Origin of the sequence: Ammonifex thiophilus, assembly GCF_003368535.1 — a bacterium.
In the GTDB taxonomy this organism is placed as follows: domain Bacteria; phylum Bacillota; class Desulfotomaculia; order Desulfotomaculales; family Ammonificaceae; genus Ammonifex; species Ammonifex thiophilus.
Genome location: NZ_QSLN01000003.1, coordinates 43827 through 69240, shown reverse-complemented (window position 1 = coordinate 69240; position 25414 = coordinate 43827). Strand labels below are relative to the sequence as shown.

At 57.2% G+C, this 25414-nt stretch carries 26 protein-coding genes and 1 CRISPR repeat array; of the genes, 24 read left to right on the top strand and 2 right to left on the bottom strand.

Annotated elements, in window-relative coordinates; translation table 11 throughout:
- The 11 genes from DXX99_RS03765 to DXX99_RS03715 all read left to right on the top strand — a co-directional run bounded on the left by DXX99_RS03765 (position 1) and on the right by DXX99_RS03715 (position 9573).
- Positions 1 to 1206: a phosphopentomutase gene (locus tag DXX99_RS03765; RefSeq protein ID WP_165847711.1), complete on the top strand. Its 1206-nt coding sequence runs from the start codon at positions 1 to 3 to the stop codon at positions 1204 to 1206.
- On the top strand, positions 1188 to 2489 hold the full coding sequence (locus DXX99_RS03760) for a thymidine phosphorylase (RefSeq protein ID WP_115792182.1): 1302 nt from the start codon (positions 1188 to 1190) through the stop codon (positions 2487 to 2489). Before DXX99_RS03765 ends, DXX99_RS03760 begins: the two co-directional genes overlap by 19 nt.
- Entirely contained in the window at positions 2486 to 2698 is a 213-nt protein-coding gene (locus DXX99_RS11480) for a hypothetical protein (RefSeq protein ID WP_115792181.1), read from the top strand. The genes DXX99_RS03760 and DXX99_RS11480 overlap by 4 nt, the downstream gene beginning before the upstream one ends.
- On the top strand, positions 2685 to 3146 hold the full coding sequence (locus DXX99_RS03750) for a phosphate-starvation-inducible PsiE family protein (protein ID WP_165847703.1): 462 nt from the start codon (positions 2685 to 2687) through the stop codon (positions 3144 to 3146). Before DXX99_RS11480 ends, DXX99_RS03750 begins: the two co-directional genes overlap by 14 nt.
- A gap of 84 nt (positions 3147 to 3230) precedes the next feature.
- Positions 3231 to 4313, top strand: a complete 1083-nt coding sequence (rlmN, locus tag DXX99_RS03745) for a dual-specificity RNA methyltransferase RlmN (protein ID WP_115792179.1) — start codon at positions 3231 to 3233, stop codon at positions 4311 to 4313.
- The gene (locus tag DXX99_RS03740; protein ID WP_165847702.1) at positions 4291 to 5001 is read left to right on the top strand and encodes a Stp1/IreP family PP2C-type Ser/Thr phosphatase; all 711 of its coding nucleotides are present in this window, start codon (positions 4291 to 4293) and stop codon (positions 4999 to 5001) included. Before rlmN ends, DXX99_RS03740 begins: the two co-directional genes overlap by 23 nt.
- Positions 4994 to 6748: a protein kinase domain-containing protein gene (locus DXX99_RS03735; RefSeq protein ID WP_115792177.1), complete on the top strand. Its 1755-nt coding sequence runs from the start codon at positions 4994 to 4996 to the stop codon at positions 6746 to 6748. The genes DXX99_RS03740 and DXX99_RS03735 overlap by 8 nt, the downstream gene beginning before the upstream one ends.
- Before the next feature lie 24 nt (positions 6749 to 6772).
- Positions 6773 to 7651: a ribosome small subunit-dependent GTPase A gene (gene rsgA, locus DXX99_RS03730; protein WP_115792176.1), complete on the top strand. Its 879-nt coding sequence runs from the start codon at positions 6773 to 6775 to the stop codon at positions 7649 to 7651.
- A complete protein-coding gene (rpe, locus tag DXX99_RS03725) occupies positions 7651 to 8295 on the top strand; it encodes a ribulose-phosphate 3-epimerase (RefSeq protein ID WP_240610815.1) in 645 nt (214 codons plus the stop codon). The genes rsgA and rpe overlap by 1 nt, the downstream gene beginning before the upstream one ends.
- 146 nt (positions 8296 to 8441) lie before the next feature.
- Positions 8442 to 9104: a redox-sensing transcriptional repressor Rex gene (locus tag DXX99_RS03720; protein ID WP_115792174.1), complete on the top strand. Its 663-nt coding sequence runs from the start codon at positions 8442 to 8444 to the stop codon at positions 9102 to 9104.
- 22 nt (positions 9105 to 9126) lie between these two features.
- The gene (locus tag DXX99_RS03715) at positions 9127 to 9573 is read left to right on the top strand and encodes a TIGR00725 family protein (protein ID WP_115792173.1); all 447 of its coding nucleotides are present in this window, start codon (positions 9127 to 9129) and stop codon (positions 9571 to 9573) included.
- Here the strand turns inward: DXX99_RS03715 and DXX99_RS03710 are convergent.
- Positions 9570 to 11417: a diguanylate cyclase gene (locus tag DXX99_RS03710; RefSeq protein ID WP_115792172.1), complete on the bottom strand. Its 1848-nt coding sequence runs from the start codon at positions 11415 to 11417 to the stop codon at positions 9570 to 9572. The genes DXX99_RS03715 and DXX99_RS03710 overlap by 4 nt on opposite strands.
- Positions 11418 to 11698: 281 nt before the next feature.
- On the opposite strand from DXX99_RS03710, the gene DXX99_RS03705 reads away from it, so the two are divergent.
- The 9 genes from DXX99_RS03705 to DXX99_RS03665 all read left to right on the top strand — a co-directional run bounded on the left by DXX99_RS03705 (position 11699) and on the right by DXX99_RS03665 (position 20316).
- Positions 11699 to 13060, top strand: coding sequence for a TrpB-like pyridoxal phosphate-dependent enzyme (locus DXX99_RS03705; RefSeq protein ID WP_115792171.1), 1362 nt, complete (start codon positions 11699 to 11701; stop codon positions 13058 to 13060).
- Complete coding sequence (lysA, locus tag DXX99_RS03700) at positions 13057 to 14364, top strand: diaminopimelate decarboxylase (protein ID WP_115792170.1); 1308 nt, start codon at positions 13057 to 13059, stop codon at positions 14362 to 14364. Before DXX99_RS03705 ends, lysA begins: the two co-directional genes overlap by 4 nt.
- The gene (locus tag DXX99_RS03695; protein WP_115792169.1) at positions 14355 to 16664 is read left to right on the top strand and encodes a CBS domain-containing protein; all 2310 of its coding nucleotides are present in this window, start codon (positions 14355 to 14357) and stop codon (positions 16662 to 16664) included. Before lysA ends, DXX99_RS03695 begins: the two co-directional genes overlap by 10 nt.
- Before the next feature lie 17 nt (positions 16665 to 16681).
- A complete protein-coding gene (locus tag DXX99_RS03690) occupies positions 16682 to 17305 on the top strand; it encodes a site-2 protease family protein (RefSeq protein ID WP_240610805.1) in 624 nt (207 codons plus the stop codon).
- 18 nt (positions 17306 to 17323) lie between these two features.
- Positions 17324 to 18298 carry a tryptophan--tRNA ligase gene (trpS, locus tag DXX99_RS03685; protein ID WP_115792168.1) on the top strand — a complete coding sequence of 325 codons (975 nt, stop codon included), beginning with the start codon at positions 17324 to 17326 and terminating at the stop codon, positions 18296 to 18298.
- 18 nt (positions 18299 to 18316) lie between these two features.
- The gene (locus DXX99_RS03680; RefSeq protein WP_115792167.1) at positions 18317 to 18856 is read left to right on the top strand and encodes a DUF2953 domain-containing protein; all 540 of its coding nucleotides are present in this window, start codon (positions 18317 to 18319) and stop codon (positions 18854 to 18856) included.
- Positions 18843 to 19184, top strand: coding sequence for an Mth938-like domain-containing protein (locus tag DXX99_RS03675; protein ID WP_115792166.1), 342 nt, complete (start codon positions 18843 to 18845; stop codon positions 19182 to 19184). Before DXX99_RS03680 ends, DXX99_RS03675 begins: the two co-directional genes overlap by 14 nt.
- Before the next feature lie 74 nt (positions 19185 to 19258).
- Complete coding sequence (ytfJ, locus tag DXX99_RS03670) at positions 19259 to 19672, top strand: GerW family sporulation protein (RefSeq protein WP_115792165.1); 414 nt, start codon at positions 19259 to 19261, stop codon at positions 19670 to 19672.
- Between the two features lie 59 nt (positions 19673 to 19731).
- Positions 19732 to 20316 carry a nucleoside recognition domain-containing protein gene (locus DXX99_RS03665; RefSeq protein ID WP_115792164.1) on the top strand — a complete coding sequence of 195 codons (585 nt, stop codon included), beginning with the start codon at positions 19732 to 19734 and terminating at the stop codon, positions 20314 to 20316.
- Here DXX99_RS03665 and rlmD read toward each other — a convergent pair.
- A complete protein-coding gene (gene rlmD / locus DXX99_RS03660) occupies positions 20301 to 21608 on the bottom strand; it encodes a 23S rRNA (uracil(1939)-C(5))-methyltransferase RlmD (protein WP_115792163.1) in 1308 nt (435 codons plus the stop codon). The genes DXX99_RS03665 and rlmD overlap by 16 nt on opposite strands.
- 644 nt (positions 21609 to 22252) lie before the next feature.
- A CRISPR array of direct repeats spans positions 22253 to 23081; the repeat unit is 30 nt; unit sequence GTACCAATCGAACCATTGTGGGATTGAAAG.
- Positions 23082 to 23518: 437 nt separating this feature from the next.
- Between rlmD and DXX99_RS11475 the strand changes: the two genes are divergently transcribed.
- The 4 genes from DXX99_RS11475 to DXX99_RS03650 all read left to right on the top strand — a co-directional run bounded on the left by DXX99_RS11475 (position 23519) and on the right by DXX99_RS03650 (position 25412).
- Positions 23519 to 23689, top strand: a complete 171-nt coding sequence (locus DXX99_RS11475; RefSeq protein ID WP_165847701.1) for a hypothetical protein — start codon at positions 23519 to 23521, stop codon at positions 23687 to 23689.
- A 22-nt stretch (positions 23690 to 23711) separates the two neighbouring features.
- Positions 23712 to 23888 carry a hypothetical protein gene (locus tag DXX99_RS11470; RefSeq protein WP_165847700.1) on the top strand — a complete coding sequence of 59 codons (177 nt, stop codon included), beginning with the start codon at positions 23712 to 23714 and terminating at the stop codon, positions 23886 to 23888.
- A gap of 136 nt (positions 23889 to 24024) precedes the next feature.
- Positions 24025 to 24474, top strand: a complete 450-nt coding sequence (locus DXX99_RS03655) for a Fur family transcriptional regulator (RefSeq protein ID WP_115792162.1) — start codon at positions 24025 to 24027, stop codon at positions 24472 to 24474.
- A complete protein-coding gene (locus DXX99_RS03650; protein WP_115792161.1) occupies positions 24471 to 25412 on the top strand; it encodes a metal ABC transporter substrate-binding protein in 942 nt (313 codons plus the stop codon). The genes DXX99_RS03655 and DXX99_RS03650 overlap by 4 nt, the downstream gene beginning before the upstream one ends.
- Positions 25413 to 25414: the final 2 nt, after the last annotated feature.

Genomic DNA, 25414 nt, shown 5'->3' with positions numbered 1-25414 from the left:
ATAGAGCGGGCAGTAGTGGTAGTGCTAGACGGGGTGGGTATCGGAGCCTTACCTGACGCCCACCGCTACGGGGACGAGGGAAGCGATACCCTGGGCAATCTGGCACGGGCGGTAGGGGGGCTCGACCTTCCCCATCTCACGGCCTGGGGATTGGGGAACATAGGGGAGATTTTGGGGGTCAGCCCGGTGGAGGAACCGCTTGCCTCCTACGGCAAGATGGCCGAGGCTTCGCCGGGCAAGGATACCACCACCGGCCACTGGGAACTGATGGGGGTTATACTGGAACGCCCTTTCCCCGTCTATCCCCAGGGATTTCCTCCCGAAATCATCCGCGCTTTTGAGGAACGTATAGGGCGTAAGGTTTTAGGGAACAAGCCCGCCTCCGGCACGGCCATCATCGAAGAACTCGGGCCGCTGCACCTCGAGACGGGCTACCCTATAGTCTATACTTCGGCCGATAGCGTTTTTCAGATAGCCGCCCACGAAGAGGTCATCCCAGTAGAGGAACTTTACCAGATGTGCCGTATAGCTAGGGAGATCCTCACCGGTGAGCATGCGGTGGCGCGGGTAATCGCCCGCCCCTTCACGGGGAAACCGGGAAGCTTCCGCCGTACTCCGCGCCGCCACGATTTCTCCCTCCCCCCGCCCCGTCCCACCTTGCTAGACGCCCTGGTGGAGCGGGGCTACGAGGTGGTGGGGATAGGGAAAATACCTGACATCTTCGCCGGGAGAGGGATAACCCGCTCCTTGCCGGCCAAAGACAACCAGGAGAACTTACAGGTGACCATCGAGGCGATGAAGAACATGGCACCGGGCCTGGTCTTCACCAACTTGGTGGACTTCGACACTCTCTACGGGCATCGCAATGACCCTCAAGGCTTCGCCCGGGCCTTGCGGGAGTTCGACGCCGCCTTACCTCGCTTGGCCGGGGCCTTACCGGAAGAGGGAATCCTCTTCATCACTGCCGACCACGGTTGCGACCCCACCACCCCCAGCACCGATCACTCGCGCGAGTATGTCCCTTTGCTGGTGTGGGGGGGATCACAGCTTGGACAGGGGGTAAACTTGGGGGTGCGCGAGACCTTTGCCGATCTGGCGGCCACTTTAGCCAACCTTTTCGGTTTTTCTTGGCCGGTGGGGAAGAGCTTTGCCGACCTCCTACCCTGGCAAAGGCGAGGTGAGAGACTTTGCGGGCCTACGAGCTGATCCGGCGTAAACGCGACGGAGAGAAGCTGAGCGCCGAGGAACTGGAGTGGTTGGTTTTCTCTTACCTGGAGGGAGAGGTTCCCGACTACCAAATGGCTGCCTGGCTCATGGCGGTCTACTTTCGAGGACTCGATGTAGAGGAAACCGCACACCTAACCGGTGCCATGGTACGCACGGGCCAGCTCCTCGACCTCAGTGGGATCCCGGGAATAAAGGTAGACAAGCACTCCACCGGCGGCGTGGGGGACAAAACCACCCTGGTTCTGGCTCCCTGGCTGGCGGCTGCCGGGCTTAAAGTGGCCAAAATGTCGGGGCGCGGGCTGGGGCACACGGGAGGAACCATCGATAAGCTGGAATCTATCCCCGGTTTCCGCGCCGAGCTTACCGTTGAGGATTTCTTGAACCAGCTAGAAGCAGTAGGAGTGGCCATCACCTCCCAGTCTTATGCCCTGGTACCCGCCGACCGCAAACTCTACGCCTTGCGTGACGTGACGGCAACGGTGGAAAGCGTGCCTTTAATAGCCGCCAGCGTTATGAGCAAAAAGCTGGCTTTGCGCACCGATGCCCTGGTGCTCGACGTCAAGGTGGGGAAAGGGGCTTTAGCCAAGGATCTGAAGATGGCCCGGGAGTTAGCCTCGCTTATGGTGGACATAGGGAAGCGGGCGGGGAGAAAGGTCCGGGCGGTAATCTCCGATATGGAAAAGCCCCTGGGGCGGGCGGTGGGGAATGCCCTGGAAGTGGAAGAAGCCATAGCCACCTTACAAGGTAACGGTCCTGAAGACCTGGTGGAGCTTTGCCTTTTCCTGGGCTCTCAACTTATGGAGCTTGCCGGGCTGGCGGAAAGCGAGAAGGAGGCGCGCGAGAAGCTGAAGCGTGTCTGGGAGGAGGGAAGGGCTTGGGAGAAGTTCAAGGAGTGGGTCAAGGCGCAGGGAGGAAAAGTAGAGGCGGTGGAAAACCCCTCGCTTCTTCCCCAGGCTCCGGAAGAGCTGGTGATCGCCAGCCCGAGCGCTGGCTTTGTGGAGGCTGTGGACGCTCTAGCCATAGGCGAGGCAGCGCGTATCTTGGGCGCAGGCCGGGAGCGCAAGGAAGATCCGATAGATCCAGCGGTAGGGGTGATCCTGGAGGCAAAAGTGGGGGATTGGGTGGAGGAAGGAGCGCCTCTGGCGCGGCTGCGCGTGAGAGAGAAGGGAGTAGAGGAGGCTAAGGCTCTGGTGGCGCAGGCTTTCACCCTCGGCAACCAGCCTCCGCCTCCGAAACCGCTCATTTACGAGGTGGTCTCATGAAGGATAACTGGCAGTGGCTGAAACTGGTGGCCGCCTCTCTTTTCCTGCTGGTGGCCCTCATCCTGCACTTCAGCGGCGAGCAGGGCAAAATCTTTTTGCTTTTGAAATACCTTTTTGTTTTTCTGGGTGTTTTTTATGTGGTATCCTTTTTTGTCTTCCGCTGGTTCCTGCGCAAGTTTGGCGAGGAGGGGGAGGATGGAGGAAAATAACCGGGACGTTTGCAGTGTGGACGGCTTTTCGGTTTCCTTTTTCCGAGCTTTTCGCCTCTTCAACCGCTTCCTGCACCTCTTTTTAGGCATAAGCCTAGTGGTAGTGGCGGGGCTTACCTTCTGGATCTTTTTCCGGGACATCTACTACGCCCTAGTCAACCCTGACCAACTGATCTACGGGCTTCTGCACGCTCTAGGCACTCTTTTGATCTTGTGGACCATATCCGAGCTCATCGCCACCGAGATCCGCTGCCTGGGCGGGGAGCGGGTGCAGGTGGCGGTCTTTGTAGACGTGGCCATCGCGGCTACGCTAAGAAAGCTTCTCATAGGCGACATCGAGAACACCGGGGTAGAAGCGAAGCTGGTAAACCTGGCCGCCCTGGTGGTCCTGGGACTGGTTCGCTGGGCCCTTACCTGCCAGCCCTTTTCCCGTAAAAAGGAGGGGTGAAAGGTTAATTGCCTCTTTCACGGCGCAATGCTACACTAAAGCCATGGGACTTATCCCGCGACTTCCAAAGGGAAGTGGTTCTGGTTGAAACTGGACCTTAAATCCTTGCGCTTCCCGGAAATAGAAAGCTGGGTGACCGAAGAGCTGAAAGAGCCCCGATACCGGGCCCAGCAGCTTATTGACTGGCTTTTTGTCAAAGGGGTAACCTCCTTTCAGGAAATGACCAACCTGCCCAAGACCTTACGCGAGCGCTTGGAGGAAGTAGCTTCCATAACCCGTCTGACTGTGCGGGTGAAGAAGTGCTCCCGCGATGCGAGGACGGTAAAGTTTCTCTACCTGGCCCACGACGGGGCGGGTATCGAGACGGTTTTTATGCGCCATCCCTGGGGCCGCACTGTCTGCGTTTCCACCCAAGTAGGTTGTCGGATGGGCTGCCGCTTCTGTGCTTCCGGCGCGAAAGGACTCAAGCGTAACTTGAGCGCGGGAGAGATCTACGAGCAGGTTCTTCGCACCCAGATCGAGCTGGGCGAAAGAGTGACCCATGTGGTTCTTATGGGCATGGGGGAGCCCTTTGACAACCAAGAAGCAACTTTTTGCTTTTTGGAGAACATCACCCACCCGGCGGGTTTAAATATAGGGGCGCGCAAAATCACCGTTTCTACCTGCGGGGTAGTACCGGGAATAAGGGCGCTTGCCCAACTCAAGCGGCAGTTTGGTCTGGCCGTTTCCCTGCACGCTCCCCGCGACGAACTGAGGAGCTGGCTTCTGCCCATAAACCGCCGCTATCCCTTAAAAGAGCTCCTGGCCGCCTGCCGGGAGTATGTGGAGGCCACCCACCGCCGGATAACCTTCGCTTACACCATGATAGCCGGCATTAACGATAGTCAAGAAGAGGCAAAGGAATTGGCCAAGCTACTTAAAGGGTTACTTTGCCACGTCAATCTTATACCCTTTAATTTGGTGCACGAGCGCCGCTTTCGCCCTCCTTCCCCCGCCAAGATAGAGGCCTTCCGTCGCCTCTTGGAAGAGAACGGCATTCCGGCGACGGTGAGGCGCAGCCTGGGTGAGGAGATAGAGGCGGCGTGCGGGCAGCTGCGCTATCGCTACGAAAAAGAGGAATCATTGGCGAATGGGGCCGAGAGAAATGGAATGGGTAGCCAAAAGTGATCCAGGTTTAGTGCGACCCCGAAATGAAGATGCTTACTTGGTTCTACCGGATAAAGGGCTCTTCGCCGTGGCCGACGGCTTAGGGGGACATCAGGCCGGCGATGTAGCCAGTCAGCTAGCGGTATCTACCGTGGCCCAATTCTGGCAGGAAGAGAAAGAGGTTTCTTTGGAGAGACTGGTAGCGGCGGTCAAGGCGGCCAACGAGGCCGTTTATCGTGCTTCCTTGGCCCGGCCTGAATGTATGGGCATGGGCACCACGCTCACCGTATGTCTCGTTAAGGAAAAGGAGCTTCTTTGGGCCCACGTGGGAGATAGCCGAGGCTATCTGTTGCGGGGTGGAGAAGTAACTCAGTTCACTCAGGACCACACCTTGGTGGCTGAGCTTTTGCGGGAGGGGGAAATCTCTCCGGAAGAAGCAGAGTGGCATCCTTACCGGCACGTGCTGAGCCGGGCTTTGGGGATAGAAGCTGCGGTAGAAGTGGACGCGGGTAGCTTTGCCCTGGAGCGGGGAGATATTATTTTACTCTGTACCGATGGTCTCACTCTCCACCTGACTCCGGAAGAGATTCTGCGTTTGGTACGCGAAGCAAAGTCCTTGGCGGCAGGAGGGGAAAAGCTTTTGGCCGAAGCCTTGGAGCGGGGAGGAGAGGACAACATAACGCTGGTGATGGTGAGGATCGATGATTGACCGGGTGCTCGGCAACCGCTACCGGCTGGTGCGTGAAATCGGTAGCGGGGGAATGGCAGTAGTTTATGAGGGGCGGGACCTGGTACTCGACCGCCCTGTTACGGTGAAGGTTTTGCGCGAGGAGTTTGCCCGGGATCCCGAATTTGTGCAGCGCTTCCGCCAGGAGGCACTGGCGGTGGCCAGTCTCTCTCATCCGCACATAGTAAGCCTTTACGATGTGGGCGAGGATAACGGCACCCACTATTTGGTGATGGAGTACGTTGAGGGTAAGGATCTAAAGACCCTCATACAGGAAGGCAAGATCACCATCCCTTGGGCCATCAAGATAGCTAGGGATATTTGCGCGGCGCTGGAACACGCGCACCGACGGGGAATAGTCCATCGGGACGTCAAGCCCCACAACATCTTAATAACCCCTGATGGGGAAGCCAAGCTGGCCGACTTCGGCATCGCTCGTACTTTGAGGGGGACCACCATTGCTGCCACCCGTGCCTTCCTGGGCTCGGTGGAATACATCTCCCCGGAGCAGGCGCGCGGGGAACCGGCAGATGCGCGCTCCGACATCTACTCCCTGGGAGCGGTAATTTACGAAATGCTGGCCGGCAGGCCTCCTTTTACAGGGGACAACCCGGTGGCGGTAGCGCTCAAGCATGTGGAGGAGCAGCCTCCCCCTCTGTCGCAGCTCAATCCCCGTGTGCCGCCGGCGCTGGAGCGAATAGTGGCCCGGGCCATGGCCAAGAATCCCGCCGCTCGCTATCCTTCGGCGGCCGCGCTGGCTCGGGATTTGGAGGCGTTGAACTTGAAAAAGAACCCTCGTTCTATTAAGTGGCTTTACTACCTTTTGTTGCCTCTGCTGGCTCTTTTCCTGGCCTTCATGGGGGGCTGGTGGTGGCTCAAGCACTACACCAACGTGCCCGAGGTGACGGTTCCCGATGTGCGCGGCAAGCCGGTAGAGGTGGCCAAGCAGATGCTGACCGATCTCGGTCTGCGGGTGCAAGTAGAGGAGGCCCATAACAGCGAAGTAGAAAAGGGCAAGGTTATAAAGCAGGACGTCGACCCCGGCACCAAGGTGAAGAAAGGGCGGCTTATTACCTTGCTCGTGAGCCTGGGGCCGGAGATGCGCACTGTGCCTGACGTGCGCAACCGGACTTTGGCCGAGGCAGAAGCCGTGCTGAAGGCCGAAGGGTTCGTGGTGGGGCAGACCCAGTGGACCTATGACCCTCGGCCGACGGGCACGGTGGTGGATCAGAATCCTCTACCGGGCGTTTCCCGGCCTAAGGGCACGCGGGTGGACCTGGTTTTGAGTCGGGGACCGGAAGTTCCCACCCAGGCGGTGCCCGATGTGCGGGGGATGACTTTCGAGGCGGCGAAAAACAAGCTTCTGGCGGCGGGCTTCACCGTTGACGACCAGGTGCTGCACACCTCCAGCAATGAGTACCTGCCGGGTTACGTTTGCGACCAGCAGCCTCCGCCTGGGACCATCTTACGCCGGGGGGACAAGGTCCAACTCACCGTTAGCGACGGCCCAGGCCCCGTCCCCCGGCAGGCCACGGTTAACTTGGTACTGCCTCCTGATGGTAAGACGCACGAGGTTAAGATAGTGGTACAGGATACTAGGGGGACGGTAGAGGCTTATCAGGGAACGTGCCAGCCCGGGGAGCACCTAAGGCAAACAGTGACTTACTACGGCAAGGCCAAGATCAGCGTTTATGTAGACGGTAATCTGGTCAAGGAACAAACTCTTTAGGTAAAGGGGGGAGCAAGACTTCCCTTGGTAGGGCAGATCATCCGCATTCACGGTGGATTCGCCTTCATAAGAGACCCGAATACGGGCAAGGTATGGGCGGCTCTGCGCCGAGGAAAATTGGCCGAAGAAAAGATACTGGTAGGGGACCTAGTGGAGTTTTCTCCGCTGGACGAGGAGAGGGGGGTGCTGGAGAAGGTACTGCCGCGTAAGACGGAGCTTTATCGTCCTCCGGTGGCCAACGTGGAACAGGCCCTCCTGGTCTTCGCCTTCACCGAGCCCGATCCCAACTTCAAGCTTCTCGATCGTTTTCTGGTACTGAGCCAGAGCGCCAAGATAAAGCCGATCATCTGCTTCAACAAGCTCGACTTGGCTTCCCCTGGCCTCTACCAGGAAGAGAGGCGGGCCTATGAGGAAGCCGGATTCGTCTTCCTTACCGTAAGCGCTAAGACGGGCCAGGGGCTGGAAGAGTTGAAGCGGCACCTCTCCCAGCGGGTGACGGTGCTGGCCGGTCCCTCAGGGGTGGGCAAATCGAGCCTACTCAACGCCATCCAACCTGGACTCAAGCTGCAGACGGCACCAGTCAGCCGCAAAACCGGGCGCGGCCGCCACACCACCCGCCTGGTGGAGCTTCTGCCCCTGGACATAGGAGGATTGGTGGTGGACACCCCCGGCTTCACCAGTCTCGACCTCCCCGACATTCCTCCGGCTTCTTTATCCGCTTACTTTCCGGAAATCGCGCGGGTTGGGACCGGTTGTCGTTTCAGCGACTGCCTGCACCAGGCCGAGCCCGGTTGCGCGGTACGGGAGGCGGTGGCCGAAGGGAAAATCCCCCGCTTCCGCTACCAGCACTATCTAGTCTTCCTGAGCGAAATTCTAGAGCGGGAAAGGAGAAGGTTCTCTTGATCAAGGTGGCCCCTTCCCTTCTCTCGGCCGATTTTTCCCATCTTCGCCGCGATGTAGAGCGGGTAGAGGAGGCAGGTGCCGATTACCTTCATCTGGACGTCATGGACGGACACTTCGTTCCTAACATAACTTTTGGGCCGCCGCTCATAGCGGCCCTGCGCCCGCACTCCCGCTTGCTTTTCGATGTGCACCTGATGATCGAAGCCCCGGAAAGGTACATCAAAGATTTCGTGAATGCCGGCGCCGACCTGATCACGGTGCACGTGGAAGCCTGTCGGCACCTGCACCGCACCCTTACCGTCATAAAAGAGAACGGCTGCCGTGCCGGCGTGGCCCTCAACCCCGCCACTCCGCCACAAGCGGTAGAGTATGTGCTGAACCTAGTGGACCTGGTATTGGTGATGTCGGTAAATCCCGGCTTCGGCGGGCAGTCTTTCATACCCGCCGTTCTTCCCAAGATAAGCCTTCTGCGCTCCTGGATAGAAGAGCGAGGGCTGGCCGTGGAGATTGCCGTAGATGGAGGAGTAAACCGGCAAACGGCATCTCTAGCGGTGAAGGCGGGGGCTACGGTGCTGGTGGCCGGCACGGCGGTTTTCGCTGCCCCCGATCCCCGTGTCGTTATTCAGGAATTTAAGTCGATTTAAGGGGATTGCGCCTTTTTTCTCAAAAAGCATTGACAGCTAAAAAAAGTTTTTTTATAATGAAAGAGCGTAAGTACTCACAATGAGCTAGGAAAAAAGAGCAAGCACCTTGTAAAACGGACGATTGGAAAGCGTAAGGGGGAATAAGATTGAAAGTCTTGCGCGTTCCGGAAGCAACCATCGGGCGACTTTCGGTTTACTCCCGCTATTTGGAGCAACTAGATAAAAACGGGGTCACGACCATATCTTCCGGGGAAATCGCCAAAGGCGTGGGAGTGAGCCCGGCGCAGGTCAGGAAGGATCTGGCCTACTTCGGCGAATTCGGCACCCGCGGGGTGGGCTATAATGTTAAAGATCTCATTCACTATCTCCACCGCATCCTAGGTCTCACTCATCCCTGGCCGGTAGTGGTGGTAGGAGCGGGTAACCTTGGTACCGCTTTGTGCGCCTACCGGGGTTTTCGCGACCGTGGCTTCCACATCGTGGGAGTTTTCGATAACGATCTGCTTAAAATCGGCAAGCGCATCCAGGACTTGGAAGTGCTCCCGGTAGAAAAAATACCCGAAGTGGTGAAGGAGCACGGGGTGCGCATCGGGATAATTGCCGTGCCCCAGCAGGCGGTCCAAGAAGTGGCCGATATTCTAGTGAGAAGTGGTGTGGAGGCTCTCTTGACTTTCGGTTCGGTGGCCGTACGAGTCCCTCCTCATGTGATAGTGCGCAACATCGACCTTACCATCAAGTTGGAGATTCTCACCTTTTACCTCAACTTCCGGGAAACCCACCCGGCGACCTGGCTGGAGCCCAACATCTAAGGTTCGGGGGTTCGAATTTAAGGTGCGCTACGTGGCAGTGGTGGGTTCGGGCGAGTGCTCGCCGGAAATAGGTAGCTTGGCTTACGAAGTAGGTAAGGAGCTGGCCCGGCGAAAGGCAGTGGTCCTGTGTGGGGGGAGAGGAGGGGTGATGGCCGAGGTGGCCCGGGGAGTCCGGGAGGAAGGAGGCCTAGTAATCGGTATCCTCCCGGGGACAAGCCGGAGCGAAGGCAATCCCTACCTTTCCTTCTCTTTGCCCACCGGGCTGGGTGAGGCGCGCAACGCCGTAATTGCCTGTGCGGCCGATGTCCTCATCGCCGTGGGGGGCGGTTACGGCACCCTCTCGGAGGTGGCTCTGGCGCTGAAGCGGGGAAAGAAGGTGATAGGGCTTGCCTTTTCTTTTCCCGGTATCCCAGGGGTTATACCTGCCTCTTCTCCTTCAGAGGCAGTGGATTTAGCCCTCTCCCCTTAGTGAGGAGAAAGAGGGGTGTCGTTGGTATCCTTGGGGGTTTTTACTATGAACCTATTCTCCCCCTCATGGTAGGCCACCACTAAATTCTTCCCTTTAAGTTTGGCCTGGTACATAGCTTCGTCGGCGCGCTGTATGACCTCTTCCGGATTCAGACCGATGCGGTATTGAGCCACCCCTATGCTGACCGTGAGGAAAATGTTCTCCCCCGACTCCAGGCATATAGGAGTCTCAGCTACGGCGCGACGTACTTTCTCTGCCGCCTGCGCTGCTCCTTCCAGGTCGGTACCGGGCAAGATGGCGATAAATTCCTCCCCTCCGTAGCGCACCACTATGTCGTTATCGCGTAGGGTCTGCTTGATGGTCTGGGCCAATAGAGTCAAGGCGATATCCCCGACTTCGTGTCCGTAGAAGTCATTGACGTTTTTAAACTGGTCCACATCGACGAAGAGGATGCTAAAGGGGCGGTTCAGGCGCTGAGCTTCCACCACCAGATGGGCTAAGTACTCTTCCAGAAAGCGGCGGTTGTATAGTTGGGTGAGCGGATCTATCAGAGACAGGCGACGGTTGAGCTCGCTCAGGCGCAGGTTGGAAATCATGGCGGCGGTGATGGATACGTAACCTTCGATACTCCGTTTGGTCTCGGCATCGAAGAAGTGCGGCTGCCGGCTCCCTACTCGCACCCAGCCCAAAGTACGGCCTCCTACAGCCATAGGGTAACAAACATAGCTTTTCACCTCTGGGTTCACGCTGCAGGCGTAGCGGCAGCCCAGTTCCTCGTTTACGTCGTCGACGCAGTAAGGAGCCAAGATGCGCACCACGTAGCAGAGGTTCACCTCGTTAAGGGCCGGTGTGGGATGATGGGGACACTGCTCGCCGAAGTACTCCGTTCTGCCGGTAGCGGAGGAATAGGTGGCCACCACCTGCCCCTTGCCGCTTTTTTCATCGATGAGAACCACTATCACCTCATCTACCCTCAGCCTCTTGAGGTAATGGACCAAGAGCTCAATAGCCTCCGGTTCCATCACCAGAGCGGCGGCCCGCATGCCGAAGTTGGAAAGGTCGTTAAGCCGATTGAAGGTTTGCTTAATGTCGCAACGCATGCGCTCCACTGCGTCTATGATCCCTTCGAACTCGGTGTAGCGGCTGGGAGCGAGGGGCTGACTGTAGTCCCCCCGCGCCACGGCGCGCAGAGCCTGAGAGATTTCTTCCAGGGGAGAAAACCAGCGGGCAAAGGTGACGGTGGTGATCGTGCCCAAGACCACCAGAAGTCCTGCTAGCAGGAGGGCTTTGCTGGTCAGAAGCCGGTAGACCATGCTCCTTATTTGTGCCTGAGGGGTGCCCACGTAAAGGATGCCCACGATCTCACCCTTGGAGTTGCGCAAAGGCCGGTAGGCGGTTTGATAGGGCTTGCCCACCACGATGGCAGGACCGTAGTAGTCCTTTCCTTCGTTCAGGACCACCTGGGCTACCTCGGGGGAAAGCTTGGTGCCCACTGCCGGCTTGCCGGAAGGTCCGGGGACGGTGGTGGCTATCCGCACATCTTCCAGAAAAATGGTGCAGGTGTCGCCGGTGAGGGCGGTTATTCGGTTGACTACGTGGTTGTTATTCATCAGCACATTTCCTTTGTAAAGCTTGTCCCCCTTTTTCTCCCAGGGGCCGGGGTAAAGAGAATCTATGAAGGCTTCGGCCAGGTTGAGGTCTGCCTTGACCTTGCTCAAAGCCCCTTCCTCGGCACAGCGCTCCAGTATGGCCGAAGTGGCTACGGAAGCTGCCACGGCGTAGGCCACCAGGCTTACCACCAGCAGCCCCAGAACGCGCAGGCGCAGCGATTTCGGTTTCCACATAGAAGTAAAAATACCCCCGGGCCTGTATCGCTGGAAGAGGAAAGGACGTCTTTGGAAAAGTATTATAGCCTTAAGCTTGGTGCTCGAACAAGAAAAAAAGAATCCAGCGGGGAGAAACCCGCTGGCTGGGGAGAGAGAGTTTTAGCGGAGCCGCTATTAGCATACGCGGCTTAAGACCTTTTTATTCCTAGGCTTTTAAGCCTGGAGCTTGCTAACCAGGCTTTGCGTAGCGTAAAATGGGGCTAATACCAAAGACTTTGCTGGTAGAGAGGAGATGAGGGGTGAGTTACAAGATTCTTTTAGACGAGCGCGAGCTTCCCGAAGCCTGGTACAATTTGCAGGCTGACCTGCCTCGACTTCCTAAGCCTCCTCTGCATCCCGTAACGGGAGAGGTGGTGAAGCCTGAGGACCTGGCTCCCATATTTCCTCCGGCCCTCATCGAGCAGGAGATGACCCGGGAGCGCTGGATACCGATTCCCGAAGAGGTGCGCGAGGTCTACCGCCTGTGGCGTCCCACTCCTCTCTTTCGAGCCCGCCGCTTGGAAAAGTATCTGGACACGCCGGCCCACATCTACTACAAACACGAAGGGATAAGTCCGGCGGGAAGCCACAAGTTGAACACTGCTGTGCCCCAGGCTTACTTTAATCGGCAGGCGGGCATAAGACGTTTGGCTACGGAAACGGGAGCGGGGCAGTGGGGCAGCGCCTTAGCCATGGCCTGTCGCTTTTTCGGACTCGAGTGCACCGTCTACATGGTCAAGGTGAGCTACGAGCAGAAACCTTACCGGCGCATCTTGATGCAACTTTTCGGGGCGGAAGTTTTGCCCAGTCCCTCTCCGCGTACTCGTTCCGGTAAAGAGGTTCTGGAAAAGGATCCTTCTTCGCCCGGCAGTTTGGGCATCGCTATAAGTGAGGCGGTGGAAGACGCGGCCACCCATGAAGACACCAACTACGCTCTGGGAAGCGTTTTAAACCACGTGCTCCTGCACCAAACGGTCATTGGGCTAGAGAGCAAGCGGCAGATGGAGAAAATTGGAGAAAAGCCCGATGTAGTGATAGGTTGTGTGGGGGGAGGCTCGAACTTTTCCGGTCTAGCCTTCCCCTGGGTAGCCGACTGCCTTACTAAGGGAGAGAAGATCCGCTTTCTGGCGGTGGAACCGGCCGCCTGCCCCACGCTCACCAGAGGGGTAAGGGCGTACGACTACGGCGATGTGGCAGGCCTTACTCCTCTCCTTTACATGTACACTTTGGGAAGGGGCTTCATCCCTCCGGCTATACATGCCGGCGGGCTGCGTTACCATGGCGATGCTCCCTTGCTTTGCCAGTTAGTGGCGGACGGCGTCGTGGAAGCACGGGCTTACGGGCAGCGCCAGGTTTTCGACGCGGCGGCGCTCTTTGCTCAGACCGAAGGTATACTGCCTGCTCCGGAGTCGGCGCATGCCGTCAAAGCAGCCATAGACGAAGCTCTAGCAGCCCGCGAGGCAGGAGAAAAGAAGGTGATTTTGTTTAATCTTAGCGGACACGGACACTTCGATCTAGCCGCCTATGCTGCTTACCTGGAAGGCCAACTAGAAGACTACACTCTGCCGGAGGAAAAGCTTAAAGAGTCTCTTTCCAGCCTACCGCAGGTGGAAAGGGCATGAGGATCGCGGAATCATTGCGGGTAAACGCGGTTGGCCACCTAGAGGTTGGAGAAGTAGATACGGTACACTTAGCCCGCGAGTATGGTACTCCTCTTTACGTGCTTGACGAGGAAGTTTTCCGCGCCAACTGTCGGCGCTACCTCCGTTCGCTGGGTCCCGGCAACCGGGTGGTCTACGCGGGCAAGGCCCTCCTCACTCTGGCCGTTTGCCGGATCTGCCAAGAAGAGGGTCTATACCTCGATGTGGTCTCGGCGGGGGAGCTTTACACCGCCGTGAAGGCCGGTTTCCCGTCCGAGCGCCTCTACTTTCACGGCAACAACAAGTCCCTCCAAGAGATAGAGATGGGCCTAAAGCTAGGTGTGGGGCGCTTTGTGGTGGATAACTTTCACGAACTGGAGCTCCTGGAGGAAAGGGCACGGGCTTTAAGGAAAAGACCGGCCATTCTCTTACGCCTGACACCAGGCATAGAGGCCCACACGCACGAATATATTCGCACGGGCCAACTCGACTCCAAGTTCGGCTTTCCTCTGGCCACCGGAGCGGCGGAGGAGGCGGTCCGACGGGCCTTATCTTCTTCCCACTTGGAGCTGGTGGGGCTGCACTGTCACATAGGTTCGCAAATTTTGCGCCTGGAGCCTTTCCAGGAAGCGGCGCGGGTGATGATAGCCTTCGCCGCTTCTATGAGGTATAAAACGGGTTGGGTGATGGAGGAGCTCGATCTGGGCGGGGGCCTGGGCATACGCTACACGGCAGAGGACGATCCTCCGGCGATAGAAGACTACGTACAAGCCATCTTGGAAGCGGTGGAGAAAGCCTGCCGGGAGGAAGGGCTACCCCTCCCCCGAATAGTGGTAGAGCCGGGGCGCTCTATTGTGGGCCCGGCAGGAATCACCCTTTACACCGTAGGGGCTATTAAAGAAATTCCCGGGGTAAGGACCTACGTGGCGGTGGACGGAGGCATGACGGATAACCCCCGTCCGGCCCTCTACCAGGCCCGCTACGAGGCGGTACTGGCCAACCGGATGTTAGAGCCTCCAGCCGTGGAGGTGGCGGTAGCCGGGAAGTGCTGTGAATCTGGAGATATTCTCATCCCGGCCGTTAAGTTACCCTATCCGCAGCCGGGAGACATCCTAGCCGTCTTTGCCACCGGCGCTTACAACTACTCCATGTCCATGAACTACAATCGCCTTCCTCGGCCCGCTATGGTGCTGGTGCGAAGGGGAGAGGTGGATCTCATAGTGGCACGCGAGACCTTAGAGGATCTCATAAGCCATGACCGCGTGCCGGAGCGCCTATGGAAGTAATTACCACCCACCAAATGACCGATTTTGACGGTTTGGCAGCCATGGTGGCAGCCAGCAAGCTCTACCCCGGTGCCCGAATGGTGCTTCCTGGCAAGGCCGCGCCGGGAGTGGAAACTTTTTTGGCCCTGCATAAGGACGCTTTGGGAATAGAAGAGGCACGGGGGTTAAAGCTTGAAGGGGTGCGGCGTCTCATTCTGGTAGATACCCGCAACGTCCGGCGCCTAGGCCCTTTGGCCAAGCTTTTGGACTCCCCGGGACTGGAAATCCACATCTATGACCATCACCCGGCCGCGGAGGGAGATGTGAAGGGGTCGAAAGAAGTGGTGGCCATGGTGGGGGCGGCTACCACCCTTTTGGTGGAAGAAATAGAAAAGAAAAAGGTCCCCCTTTCCCCCTTTGAAGCCACGGTGCTGCTCCTGGGGATTTACGAGGATACGGGGAGCCTGCTCTTCCCCTGCACCACTACCCGGGATCTGCGCGCGGTGACCTTCCTCCTAGAAAAGGGAGGGAACCTGGGCATAGTGGCCAACTTTCTGGGGCGCCCTCTAACCGAAGAGCAAAAGCGTCTCTTCAAGGCCCTCCTGCTCAACGCCGAAAGACACTCCATCAACGGCCTCAAGGTGTTGCTCTCCAAGGCCAAGGTAGGGGAGTTTATCGAGGGTTTAGCTTTGCTCACGCACCGCCTGGCCGAGATAGAGCGTCCGGACGTAGCCTTTGTGATAGTGGAGATGGAAGACCGGGTCTACGTGGTGGGGAGGGCAGCTTCGCCAGAGATCGACGTGGGGGAAGTCCTTCGCTCCCTGGGCGGGGGCGGACACGCCCAGGCTGCTTCGGCCGCTATCAAGGGGGCAGATCTCGAGGAAATAAAGCTCAGGCTTTTAGCCTGGCTTAACCAGCAGTTGCGGCCACCTCTCACCGTGGGGGAAATAATGACCTCCCCGGTGAAGACAGTCACGCCAGAAACTTCGGTTACCGAAGCGGGGCAGATAATGCTGCGCTACGGACATAGTGGCCTGCCGGTGGTAGAGGGAGGGAAACTGGTAGGGATTATCTCCCGGAGGGATGTGGAGAAGGCGAAACTGAGCGGCTTGGGACATGCTCCGGTCAAGGGCTACATGAGCCGCCAGGTGGTTACCGTTTCTCCCCAGGTTCCCGTGCGCGAGGCCCAGGCGCTACTGGTGCAGCACGATATTGGGCGTTTACCGGTGGTGGAAGGGGACAGATTGGTCGGGATCGTTTCCCGTACGGATATCCTCAAAACCCTGCACCGGAATTTCCGACCCGCCTTCTCTTATCTCTTCCTCCCCCTTTCTCCGCTGGGTCAGCGCTGGGACGCGCGCACCGTGCTACGCAAGCACCTCCCCCCGGCCGTCCTCGGCTTCCTGGAGGAAGCAGGGAGATTGGCCGAAAGAATGGGGATGGAAATCTATCTCATCGGGGAGAGTGTGCGCGACCTTCTGCTGGGGAGAGAACGGCCAGTTTACCACTTGGCCGCCGACGGCGAGGTGGAGAAGCTCTACGAAGAGCTGGGCAAGTCGGCTCAAGCGAAAGATGGTAGGATTTGCCTGGAGAACTTTTGCTTTCACCTCCGGCAGCTCAAGCCTTCCTTCCTGGAGTACGATGCTACCGGGAACCCTTTGCCCAACTCCCTCCTACGCCAGGAGCTTTATCAACAAGATTTCACCATCGACGCCTTGGCCATAGCCCTTACGCCCCACCGCTTCGGAGTGTTGGTAGACTTCTTCGGTGGGCAAAATGACTTAAAAAACGGTCTCCTGCGCGTTTTACACAGTTACAGCTTCCGGGAAAACTCGCTGCGCATCGTGCGCATCCTGCGTCTGGCGGCCGAGTTAAACTTTCTTATCGAGAGGGAGACCGCCCGCTTTCTGCGCGAGGCACTGCAAGAGGGGAAGCTCGAGCAGGTACCAGGGGAGAAGTTATGGGAGGAAATTAAACTGGGGCTTGAAGGACCTAATGTACCCCTTTTTCTAAGCCGACTGGCTGAGACGGGGGTTTGGTCCCGGCTCTTCCCCGGGCTGGACTATGGCCGGGCAAGCTCCCTAGCAGTGACGCTGGAGCGGGAATGGAGGGGATCCCAAAGCAGTAAAAAATGGTTTTACCTCTTGCTGGCTTTTTGCTACCTGGCTGGAGAGGAAAGAGCCGCCGAATTCTGCCGGCGATACGCCATCGAGGCCGAATTAGCCGATAAAATAAAGGCGTTCCTAAAAAACCCTTCCGGCGACTTTCTCGGCCAGGAAGATAGTTATTGGCTCAAGCGGCTGCTAGGTTTAACTTCGTAGGAAAGGAGCCGAACGAATTGTTCACGCTTCCCAGTTTTCAGTATATGCTTTCCCTTGTCCCGGGAATCATGCTGGGCTTAAGCGTGCACGAGTACGCTCACGGTAAGGTGGCTGATGCCCTGGGCGACCCTACCCCCAGAGCCTCCGGTCGGCTTACGCTAAATCCCTTGGCCCACATCGATCCCATAGGACTAATCTTGCTCTTCCTAGCTGGGTTCGGCTGGGCCAAGCCTGTACCGGTAAACCCTTACTATTTTCGCATCGGCATGCGCTGGGGCATGTTCTGGGTTTCTCTGGCTGGCCCAGCGGCCAATCTGGTAGTGGCTTTCGTCGGAGCTCTGCTGTGGGGGTTGTGGGGGGTGAAGACCGACCCTCTGGGACTGGTTTTGCGAGGAATAGTCGCTATAAACGTGGTTCTGGCCCTCTTTAACCTTCTGCCCGTTCCGCCACTGGACGGTTCCAAAGTGCTGGTAAGTCTCCTGCCGCTGGAGATGAACTGGCTTTTGCGCTATGAGCAGTACGGCGTTATAATCTTGCTTTTACTTATTTTAACCGGGGTAATTTCTCTTTACCTGGAGATAGTGGTTAAGCCGGTGTTATACCTCTTTGTGCGCTTAGCTCAAGCCGTAAGCGGCTTCTGACGGAGGTGTCGAGAAGATTTGCGGATCTTAAGTGGTATGCGTCCTACCGGTTATCTGCACCTGGGGCACCTGTGCGTGCTGGAAAACTGGCTGGAACTGCAAAAAGAACACGAATGCTTCTTTTTCGTTGCCGACTGGCACGCGCTAACCACCGAGTACGAAAACCCCCGGAGCATCAAAGAGTACACCTACGCTATGGTGGCCGACTGGCTGGCGGTAGGACTTGACCCGGAGAAAAGCGTCATCTTCGTTCAGTCGCACGTGCCCGCTCACGCCGAGCTGCACCTCATCTTCTCCATGTTCACCCCCCTTTCTTGGCTGGAGCGGGTACCCACCTACAAGGACCAGGTGCGTAAACTCAAGGCGCTGGGGAAGGATATTACTACTTACGGCTTCTTGGGCTATCCGCTTCTGCAGGCGGCGGACATTTTGATCTACCTGGCCGAGGGGGTTCCGGTGGGGGAAGACCAGCTGCCGCACATAGAACTCTGCCGCGAGATAGCCCGGCGCTTCAACTACCTCTACGCCCCTATTTTCCCGGAACCTCAAGGCATACTGGCCGAGGTGAAGCTGGTGCCGGGAATCGACGGGCAGAAAATGAGCAAGAGCTACCGTAATGTGATCCCGCTTACCGCTTCCGCCGAGGAGTTGGCCAATCTGGTGAACCGAATGGTTACCGACCCGGCCCGTATTCACAAACACGACCCGGGCCACCCGGAGGTCTGCACAGTGTTTCAATACCACCGGATCTACCAGCCGGAGAGGGCCAGGGATATCGAGACCGCCTGTCGACGAGGGGAGATAGGCTGCGTGGCCTGCAAAAAGGAGCTGGCAATGGTCCTGGATAGGCGCCTCGCTCCCATCAGGGAGAAGCGGGCGGAGATAATGGCCCGGCCGGACTACCTCCGGGAGGTTCTGGAAGAGGGAAAGGGGAAGGCCAGGGCGGTGGCCAACGCCACTTTGGCACGGGTGCGGGAGGCGCTTAACCTCTAAGTTTGAGGGGATTTTCCAGTGCTTAAGCTCTGGTTCTTGGTTTTGGTAGCGGCGACGGTTGCCCTTACTTTAAAAAGTCGCCTTCGCCTCCAGTTAGATTTCTCTGAGGGGAAGGAACAGTCGCACTTCAGCCTGACCGTGAAGGCCCCGGCAGGCATAAGGCTTTGTCGTTTTGTCTTCCCCGCCGGGGAGAGAAAGTCAGAAGGCTTTACCCCGGGCAACTGGAGGCTTTTAATGAAGTGGCTTCGCCTTGTGAAGAAGCTTTTACCGGAGCTACAGATAGAGAAGTGCGTCTGGCACACCTCTGTAGGAACGGGAGAGGCAGCGAGCACCGGCTGGCTTGCTGGCCTTTTATGGGCGGGGCAAAGCTTTTTACTAAACTACTTCCTCCGGCCGGAAAAGCTTAACTATGAAACGGTAGTGATTCCTAACTTCTTGGCTCGCACCTGGTCTACACGCTTCGAACTTACAGCCAGTGTGCCGCTACTCAAAGGATTGCGGCTTTTGCGATGGCTCTTACATCTTTACCGGGGAGGGAGGAGGGATGCGGGTAGATAAATACAGCTTCGGGGAAGTGATCGTCGAAGGCAAAACTTACCACCAAGACATCCTCATCTTTCCAGACCGGGTGCTTTCCTGGTGGCGCCAGCGAGGACACGAAGTGGCTTTGTCCGACCTCACCGAGGCACTCAAGGTCCATCCCGAAGTTCTGGTTATCGGCACCGGGGCTTACGGTGTGGTCCGGGTATTGCCGGAGGTAAAAAGTTCCTTGGCTGAGCGCGGCATTGATCTCATCGCCCTCCCTACAGCCGAAGCTTGTCGCAAATACAACGAGCTTTTAGCCCAAGGTAAACGGGTGGTGGCCGCTCTTCACCTCACCTGCTGAGTTCGACGCATACTGTTTTGCTACAGGAGTCATATTAATAACGCCAATGCTTCCTTTACCGAGGTGAGGAAAAGGTGGAGCACCCGATTGAGGGCCTCATGCGCACAGCTATGGAGAACCTGAGGAGCATGATCGAAGTGAACACAGTGGTGGGCGACCCGGTGGAAACTCCTGACGGAACGGTGATCATACCCGTGTCGCGCGTGGCCTGTGGCTTCGCCGCCGGCGGAAGCGCCTTTACTCCCGAGCGCCGGCACCCAGAGTACGGAGAGCTCCCCTTCGGTGGCGGTAGCGGTGCCGGGGTTTCGGTTCAGCCGGTGGGCTTCCTGGTGGTAAACGGGAGCAACGTGCGCCTTTTACCTGTGGAAGGCAACCACTTGGCCGAGCGCCTGGTAGACCTGGCTCCCCAGGTGCTGGAAAGGATCGAGGAAATGCGCCGCCGCGACCGGGACCGCCAGCGGCTGCAGCCAGAAGTTAACCCCAGCTAAGACTTCTAACCCCTCCCTTAATTGCATAACCTTGAAAGTAGAAGGGGAGGGGGTTCAGCTTGGTCAACTGGTTCTGGTTTCTGCTTGTAGTTTCTGGAATTCTAGTAGCGATGATTCAGGGAAAGACAGCGGTCGTCACCACCGCCATTCTGGACGGGGCCAAGGTGGCGGTGGAGACTTCGCTCGGCCTTATTGCCATCATAACCTTTTGGCTAGGAGTCATGCGGGTAGCGGAGGCAGCGGGTATCGTGGCCTTCCTGGCCCGGCTCTTGAAGCCTTTATTGTGTTTCCTCTTTCCTTCCATTCCTCCCCAGCATCCTGCTATGGGCGCCATAATTCTTAACCTGAGCGCCAACCTCTTGGGCCTGGGAAACGCAGCTACGCCGGCGGGTCTGCTGGCCATGCGGGAGATGCAGAAGCTAAACCCGCGGCCAGAGGAGGCCACTCCCGCCATGTGCACTTTTCTGGCCCTTAACACCGCCTGCGTCACTTTAATTCCCACTACCATAATCGGGGTAAGAGCCCTTTACGGTTCTAAGGAGCCTGCTGCTATAATCAGCACTACGGTCTTAGCTACCGCTTGCGGCATGATAGTGGCTGTGGTAACCGACGCTTTGTTCCGCCGCTTTTACCGGCAAAGATAAGCCACGCACTCGATGTGGAAGGTGTGGGGAAACATATCCACCGGCTGTACTTCTTCCACCCGGTAACCCTGAGCGGACAAGAAGCTCAAATCACGGGCTAAGGTGGCGGGGTTACAGGAAACGTAAATCACCCGCGGAATTCGGGCTTTGGCCAGAGACTCCAGCGCGGCCCACTTCACTCCCTGGCGGGGCGGGTCCAGCACCACCAGATCGAACGCTCCTTCTCGCTCCAGCAATTCCGGCAGCACTTCCTCGGCAGCTCCCTTTATAAAGGAGACATGGTTCAGGCCATTCTGAGCGGCGTTGACCGAAGCCAAAGCCACCGCTTCGGGCGAGATTTCTATGCCTACCACCCGGGCCGCCTTTCGGGCTAAAAATAAGGCAATAGTGCCCACCCCGCAGTAGGCATCGACCACTTGCTCCCGACCTGAAAGGGAAGCGTACTCCAGGACCTTAGAGTAAAGCTTGCTGGTCTGGACGTAATTCACCTGGTAAAAAGAAAGGGCCGAAAATCTGAAACTAAGACCGTCAAGCAGGGCGGTGATATATCCTTTTCCGTATAAAACTTCCTCTTTTCTCCTAGCCCTTACCTTCACCACTGTGCTCACCGATGTTGCGGCGGTCAGCTCTTTTATAAATTGTTTCCATTCAACATGGTTGCCGTCTCCTTCTAGCACTACCATGGTTTCTCCGGTGCCGGCCGCCAGGCGCAGGCTAACCGCTGTGAGGCCAACGAACGCTTCGGCATGTTTTCTCATTAGCCTGGCCAGAGCTCGAGCCAAAGCATTCAATTGCTCGTCCAGCAGGTGACAAGCGTTCTGATCTACACGGTGACCTATGACGTGCGAGCTGGGAGCGTAAAGTCCTAGAATCGGCTTTCGGCCTTCCCAGGCCACGTGCAAGCGCACCTTGTTGCGGTAATGCCATGGGTTTTCCATGCCCCAAATGGGCTTGACTTCGATCTCCTTGAGCTTGCCCAACCGTGAAAGAGCGTTTTCTACCACTTCGTTCTTGAAACGCAGCTGGTGCTCATAGTCTAGGTGCAGGAGCTGGCAGCCGCCGCAAGAGCCGAAGGAGGGACAAGGAGGGAGAACCCGGTCGGGCGATGGGGAAAGAATTTTTTCTGGACGGGCCCGGGCGTAGTTCTTTTTTATCTCCGTCACCCTTGCCCGCACTCTTTCTCCGGGCAGGGCGAAGGGAACGAAGACCACCAGGCCGGAAAACCGCCCTACGCCCTCTCCGGCATGGTTAAGATCGGTTATCTCCAAAACTATTTGCTGGCCGAGTTGCATGCGTCTTGCTCCTTTCCTGCCTTTCCTTTCAATTTTGGCAAAGGGGATATCTGAAACTCAACCGATCGGCCAATCTGGCTGGACGTGCGCAAGGGAGCAAACCAACTCCGGCCGGTCTTTTGCTTTTCCCCTGTGCTTCCGGTCAAGTGAGGCCGCCCGCTCGCGATGACTGCAGCCTAGACTTTAGAAGGCGTGATTTTTGCAAACCCAGGTAACGGTAACCTCGCCGCGGTGTTTCTGTGGCTCGCAAAGCGGGTGTCCTCAGCGGGTGACAGGTTGCGGGTTAGGGAAGCAGAGTGTCTTGGTTTTTGGAACTGGAGCAATTTTTCGTCTCCTCTAGAAAAGCGCCGAAAACAGCGATGGATAGCTACTTTTTTGCGGTAAGTACCGGTAAATCTGGAGTTTGCTTTGTCTGCTGCCGCCGTGTTATAATTGCCGTCGACCTGGGTGGTCAAAGGGCATTGAAGGCCGCCTGCCGTTTGGAAGATTATAACAGATCCAGTAGTGATGCGGGTTTCGGGGATCGGGAGTTGCCGTCGACCCCCTGGGGTTTTGGGGTTAACCGAAGGTCGACGGCAGTCCAGGGTGGGAGGCAAAGGCGGGAAGTAAGGAAAATCAAGGCTTTTTGAGCCCCGATAGGCTTGGTACCAATCGAACCATTGTGGGATTGAAAGACATACTAACACCTCCCTTTGCTTTTAGGAGAACCTGTACCAATCGAACCATTGTGGGATTGAAAGTTTTTTCGTTGCAAAAGGAGGTGGACCGGTGCGGGCCGTACCAATCGAACCATTGTGGGATTGAAAGACACTTTCTTAACATCCACTCTTATCACCCCCTAAAGTACCAATCGAACCATTGTGGGATTGAAAGCGGGCCAGGGCCGCCTGGGGGACCTCCTCCACGGAGGTACCAATCGAACCATTGTGGGATTGAAAGGTGCCCGGGCCTGTCCCAGACGCCCTCGTCCCGCAAGTACCAATCGAACCATTGTGGGATTGAAAGTTTTCTTTCTTGGAGGTGGGTTGCAGTGTCTAGGAGGTACCAATCGAACCATTGTGGGATTGAAAGTCAGGGCGCTGGGGAGGGCGGAAAGCCCTCGAAATTGTACCAATCGAACCATTGTGGGATTGAAAGGTATGGAGAGCTGTTTGTAGTCCCGTTTCCCAATTGCCGTACCAATCGAACCATTGTGGGATTGAAAGTAAAAAGCTTCATAGTGTTATAACGCTTTCCAACCCGTACCAATCGAACCATTGTGGGATTGAAAGTTTGGCAGACGAGAGGAGGGTACTCTACGATAAGTTGTACCAATCGAACCATTGTGGGATTGAAAGACGGCAGCGAAAGCAGGAGCAGCAAGAGCAAGAGAAGTACCAATCGAACCATTGTGGGATTGAAAGCCGCCAGCAGCCTCACCAGCTTCTCCGCCACCTGCTGCCGGTACCAATCGAACCATTGTGGGATTGAAACAAACGTCTACGGTGCCTAGCCGATTATTTCTGTGCCCGCAGGAAGGATTTCCAAATAGAAGGCCGGACCTGGTCTAGCTTTCTGAACTTGGCCGCCTTATCCCAGCGACTCACGGGCGGAACCTGTGGCGGCCATCTTTCGGTCACCTTCTAATGGCGCTTGGAGGCAAACTTACCTCTTTTTCCCTTATGGCGAAGCCGCTTCTGGGGCTCACTTTTAACGCCCGAGGGTCGGATGTATTGAGTAGTTGGGTGCTCCTCAAAATAGCTTTGACCTTAATCCCTTGGCTTGTAGCCGGATGGGCAGGAGGCTACTTCTTCTTTCGCCACCGCCCGCTCTGAGTTGCAGAGGGCCATCAGCTGCCCACTTTCCTTGCAAGATTTCGCTTCAGACGAAGCACACTAAAGGTGCAGGAAAAACCGGGGGTGTAAGTTTTTATGCAGTGTCCGGTTTGCGGCGGCAAGGCGGTGGGGAAGATAGGAGCGGGTCACTATTTCTGTCGCGACTGCTGCCTGGAGTACCGCATTGACCGCGAAGGAGTTCAAATTTTCGAGATAGACGAGGACGGCATGTTAGTAAAATTAGACCCGGCCCAGATAAGACTGTGACTCGGAGAGAGGAGGCGGAAAGGTGACTTTTTGGCGGGGACTAGTTACCGGGGGAATAATCGGACTGGTGGCGGGAGCCTTACTTCTGCCGGAGTTGGGGAATGAGCGATCCCCTCGGCAGCGCCTTAAGACTCGGCGGCTGGACCGGGTGCAACGCATGATAAGGGGAATGGCCCGTCTGGCCGAGTTGGTGAGGTAAGGGAGCGGTGGAAAGCGCCGCTCCTTCTTTTTTGCTTGTCCGCCCGATGGCAAATCCTCTTGACATATCCCGATGATAACGCTATCTAATTGATATAGAGTCTCAATTAGAACTTGGTACCGCTAGGAGGGAGGGTATGAGCGGGCAGGATGAACTCCTGCGAGTGGTGAAGGCCCTGAAAGCCAGGGGTTTCAAGCTTACTCCCCAGCGACAGGAGATTTTACGGGTACTAGCCGAAGCTGAGAAACCGCTTAACGCCCGGGAGATAGAGGAAAGGTTGCACCGGCGCTTTCCCGGCGTAGGGCGGGGAACCGTTTACCGCACCCTGGAAACCTTGCGTAGCGTGGGTTTGGTAGAGGAAACCCTCTTCGAAGGGAGCAGGCACTTTATCCTGTCCGAAAAACACCGACACCACCTGATCTGCTTGCGCTGCGGCCGCGTGTTCTCTTTTCCCTGCAACTTTAACGAGTGTTTCTCCCAAGTGCTGGATTCCTTTCCCGACTTCGAGGTAAAAAGCCATGTCTTCGCCATTTATGGCTACTGTGGCTCTTGCCGGGAAGCCTTGAGCGGAGGGGAGAGAAGATGAAGCGCTGGCTGGCACTTGGACTTGTCGTTTTGCTGGTCGTTTTGGCAGGATGCAGAGCTCCTGCTCCGACCGGCCGGGAGAAGCCGGCTAAGCTATCGGTGGTGGCTACCTTCTTCCCCCTGGCCGATTTTGTCCGTCAGGTGGGAGGAGATCGGGTGGAGGTGACTTGCCTGGTTCCGCCGGGGGTAAGCGTACATGACTGGGAGCCCTCACCGGGCGATCTCACCAAAATCATGCAGGCCAAACTCTTCGTTTACAACGGGGCCGGGCTTGAGCCCTGGGTCGGCAAGGTTCTTCCCGAGTACAAGGGGAAGGCGGTAGAGGCGGTTAAAGGTATAAGGCTTCTCACCTTTGCCGAGGTGGGGGGCGGAAGCGAAGCGCACCATAGTGAGGCCCATCACCATCATCACGGAGAGATCGATCCCCACGCTTGGCTTGACCCGGTAAACGCTCAGCAGTATGTGAAAAACATTCTGGAGGGGCTTATAGCCGTGGATCCGGAGGGGGCTGACTACTACCGGCAGCGGGCCAAGGCCTACGAGGAGCAGCTGCAGGAGCTCGATCGGGCTTACCGCGAAGCGGCAGCCCACTTCAAGCACCGGGAATTAGTGGTCTCGCACGCCGCCTTCGGCTACCTGGCCAAGCGCTATAACTTGGAACAGATCCCTATAGCTGGTCTTTCCCCTCAGGCCGAGCCTTCACCGGCTAAACTGGCCGAGCTGGTGCGCCTGGTCAAAGAGCGGCAGATAAAATACGTTTTCTTCGAGTCTCCCTCCAATCCTCGGGTGGCGGAGACTCTGGCCCGAGAAGCAGGGGTCAAAGCGCTGGTTTTGAGCCCCGTGGCCGGGCTTACCCCGGAGGAAAAGAGCGGAGCCAAGGGGTACCTGGAAGTTATGCGGGACAATCTGAGAGTATTGCAGCAGGCGTTGGGGGAATGAAG

Bases quoted from the DNA above. Each gene is read 5' to 3' on its own strand.
- DXX99_RS03750 (WP_165847703.1), top strand. From the start codon at position 2,685: ATGGAGGAAAATAACCGGGACGTTTGCAGTGTGGACGGCTTTTCGGTT.
- DXX99_RS03650 (WP_115792161.1), top strand. From the start codon at position 24,471: ATGAAGCGCTGGCTGGCACTTGGACTTGTCGTTTTGCTGGTCGTTTTG.
- rlmD (WP_115792163.1), bottom strand. From the start codon at position 21,608: ATGCAACTCGGCCAGCAAATAGTTTTGGAGATAACCGATCTTAACCAT.
- DXX99_RS03695 (WP_115792169.1), top strand. From the start codon at position 14,355: ATGGAAGTAATTACCACCCACCAAATGACCGATTTTGACGGTTTGGCA.
- DXX99_RS11475 (WP_165847701.1), top strand. From the start codon at position 23,519: ATGCAGTGTCCGGTTTGCGGCGGCAAGGCGGTGGGGAAGATAGGAGCG.
- lysA (WP_115792170.1), top strand. From the start codon at position 13,057: ATGAGGATCGCGGAATCATTGCGGGTAAACGCGGTTGGCCACCTAGAG.
- DXX99_RS03710 (WP_115792172.1), bottom strand. From the start codon at position 11,417: ATGTGGAAACCGAAATCGCTGCGCCTGCGCGTTCTGGGGCTGCTGGTG.
- DXX99_RS03735 (WP_115792177.1), top strand. From the start codon at position 4,994: ATGATTGACCGGGTGCTCGGCAACCGCTACCGGCTGGTGCGTGAAATC.
- DXX99_RS03675 (WP_115792166.1), top strand. From the start codon at position 18,843: ATGCGGGTAGATAAATACAGCTTCGGGGAAGTGATCGTCGAAGGCAAA.
- DXX99_RS11480 (WP_115792181.1), top strand. From the start codon at position 2,486: ATGAAGGATAACTGGCAGTGGCTGAAACTGGTGGCCGCCTCTCTTTTC.
- DXX99_RS03655 (WP_115792162.1), top strand. From the start codon at position 24,025: ATGAGCGGGCAGGATGAACTCCTGCGAGTGGTGAAGGCCCTGAAAGCC.
- DXX99_RS03740 (WP_165847702.1), top strand. From the start codon at position 4,291: ATGGAATGGGTAGCCAAAAGTGATCCAGGTTTAGTGCGACCCCGAAAT.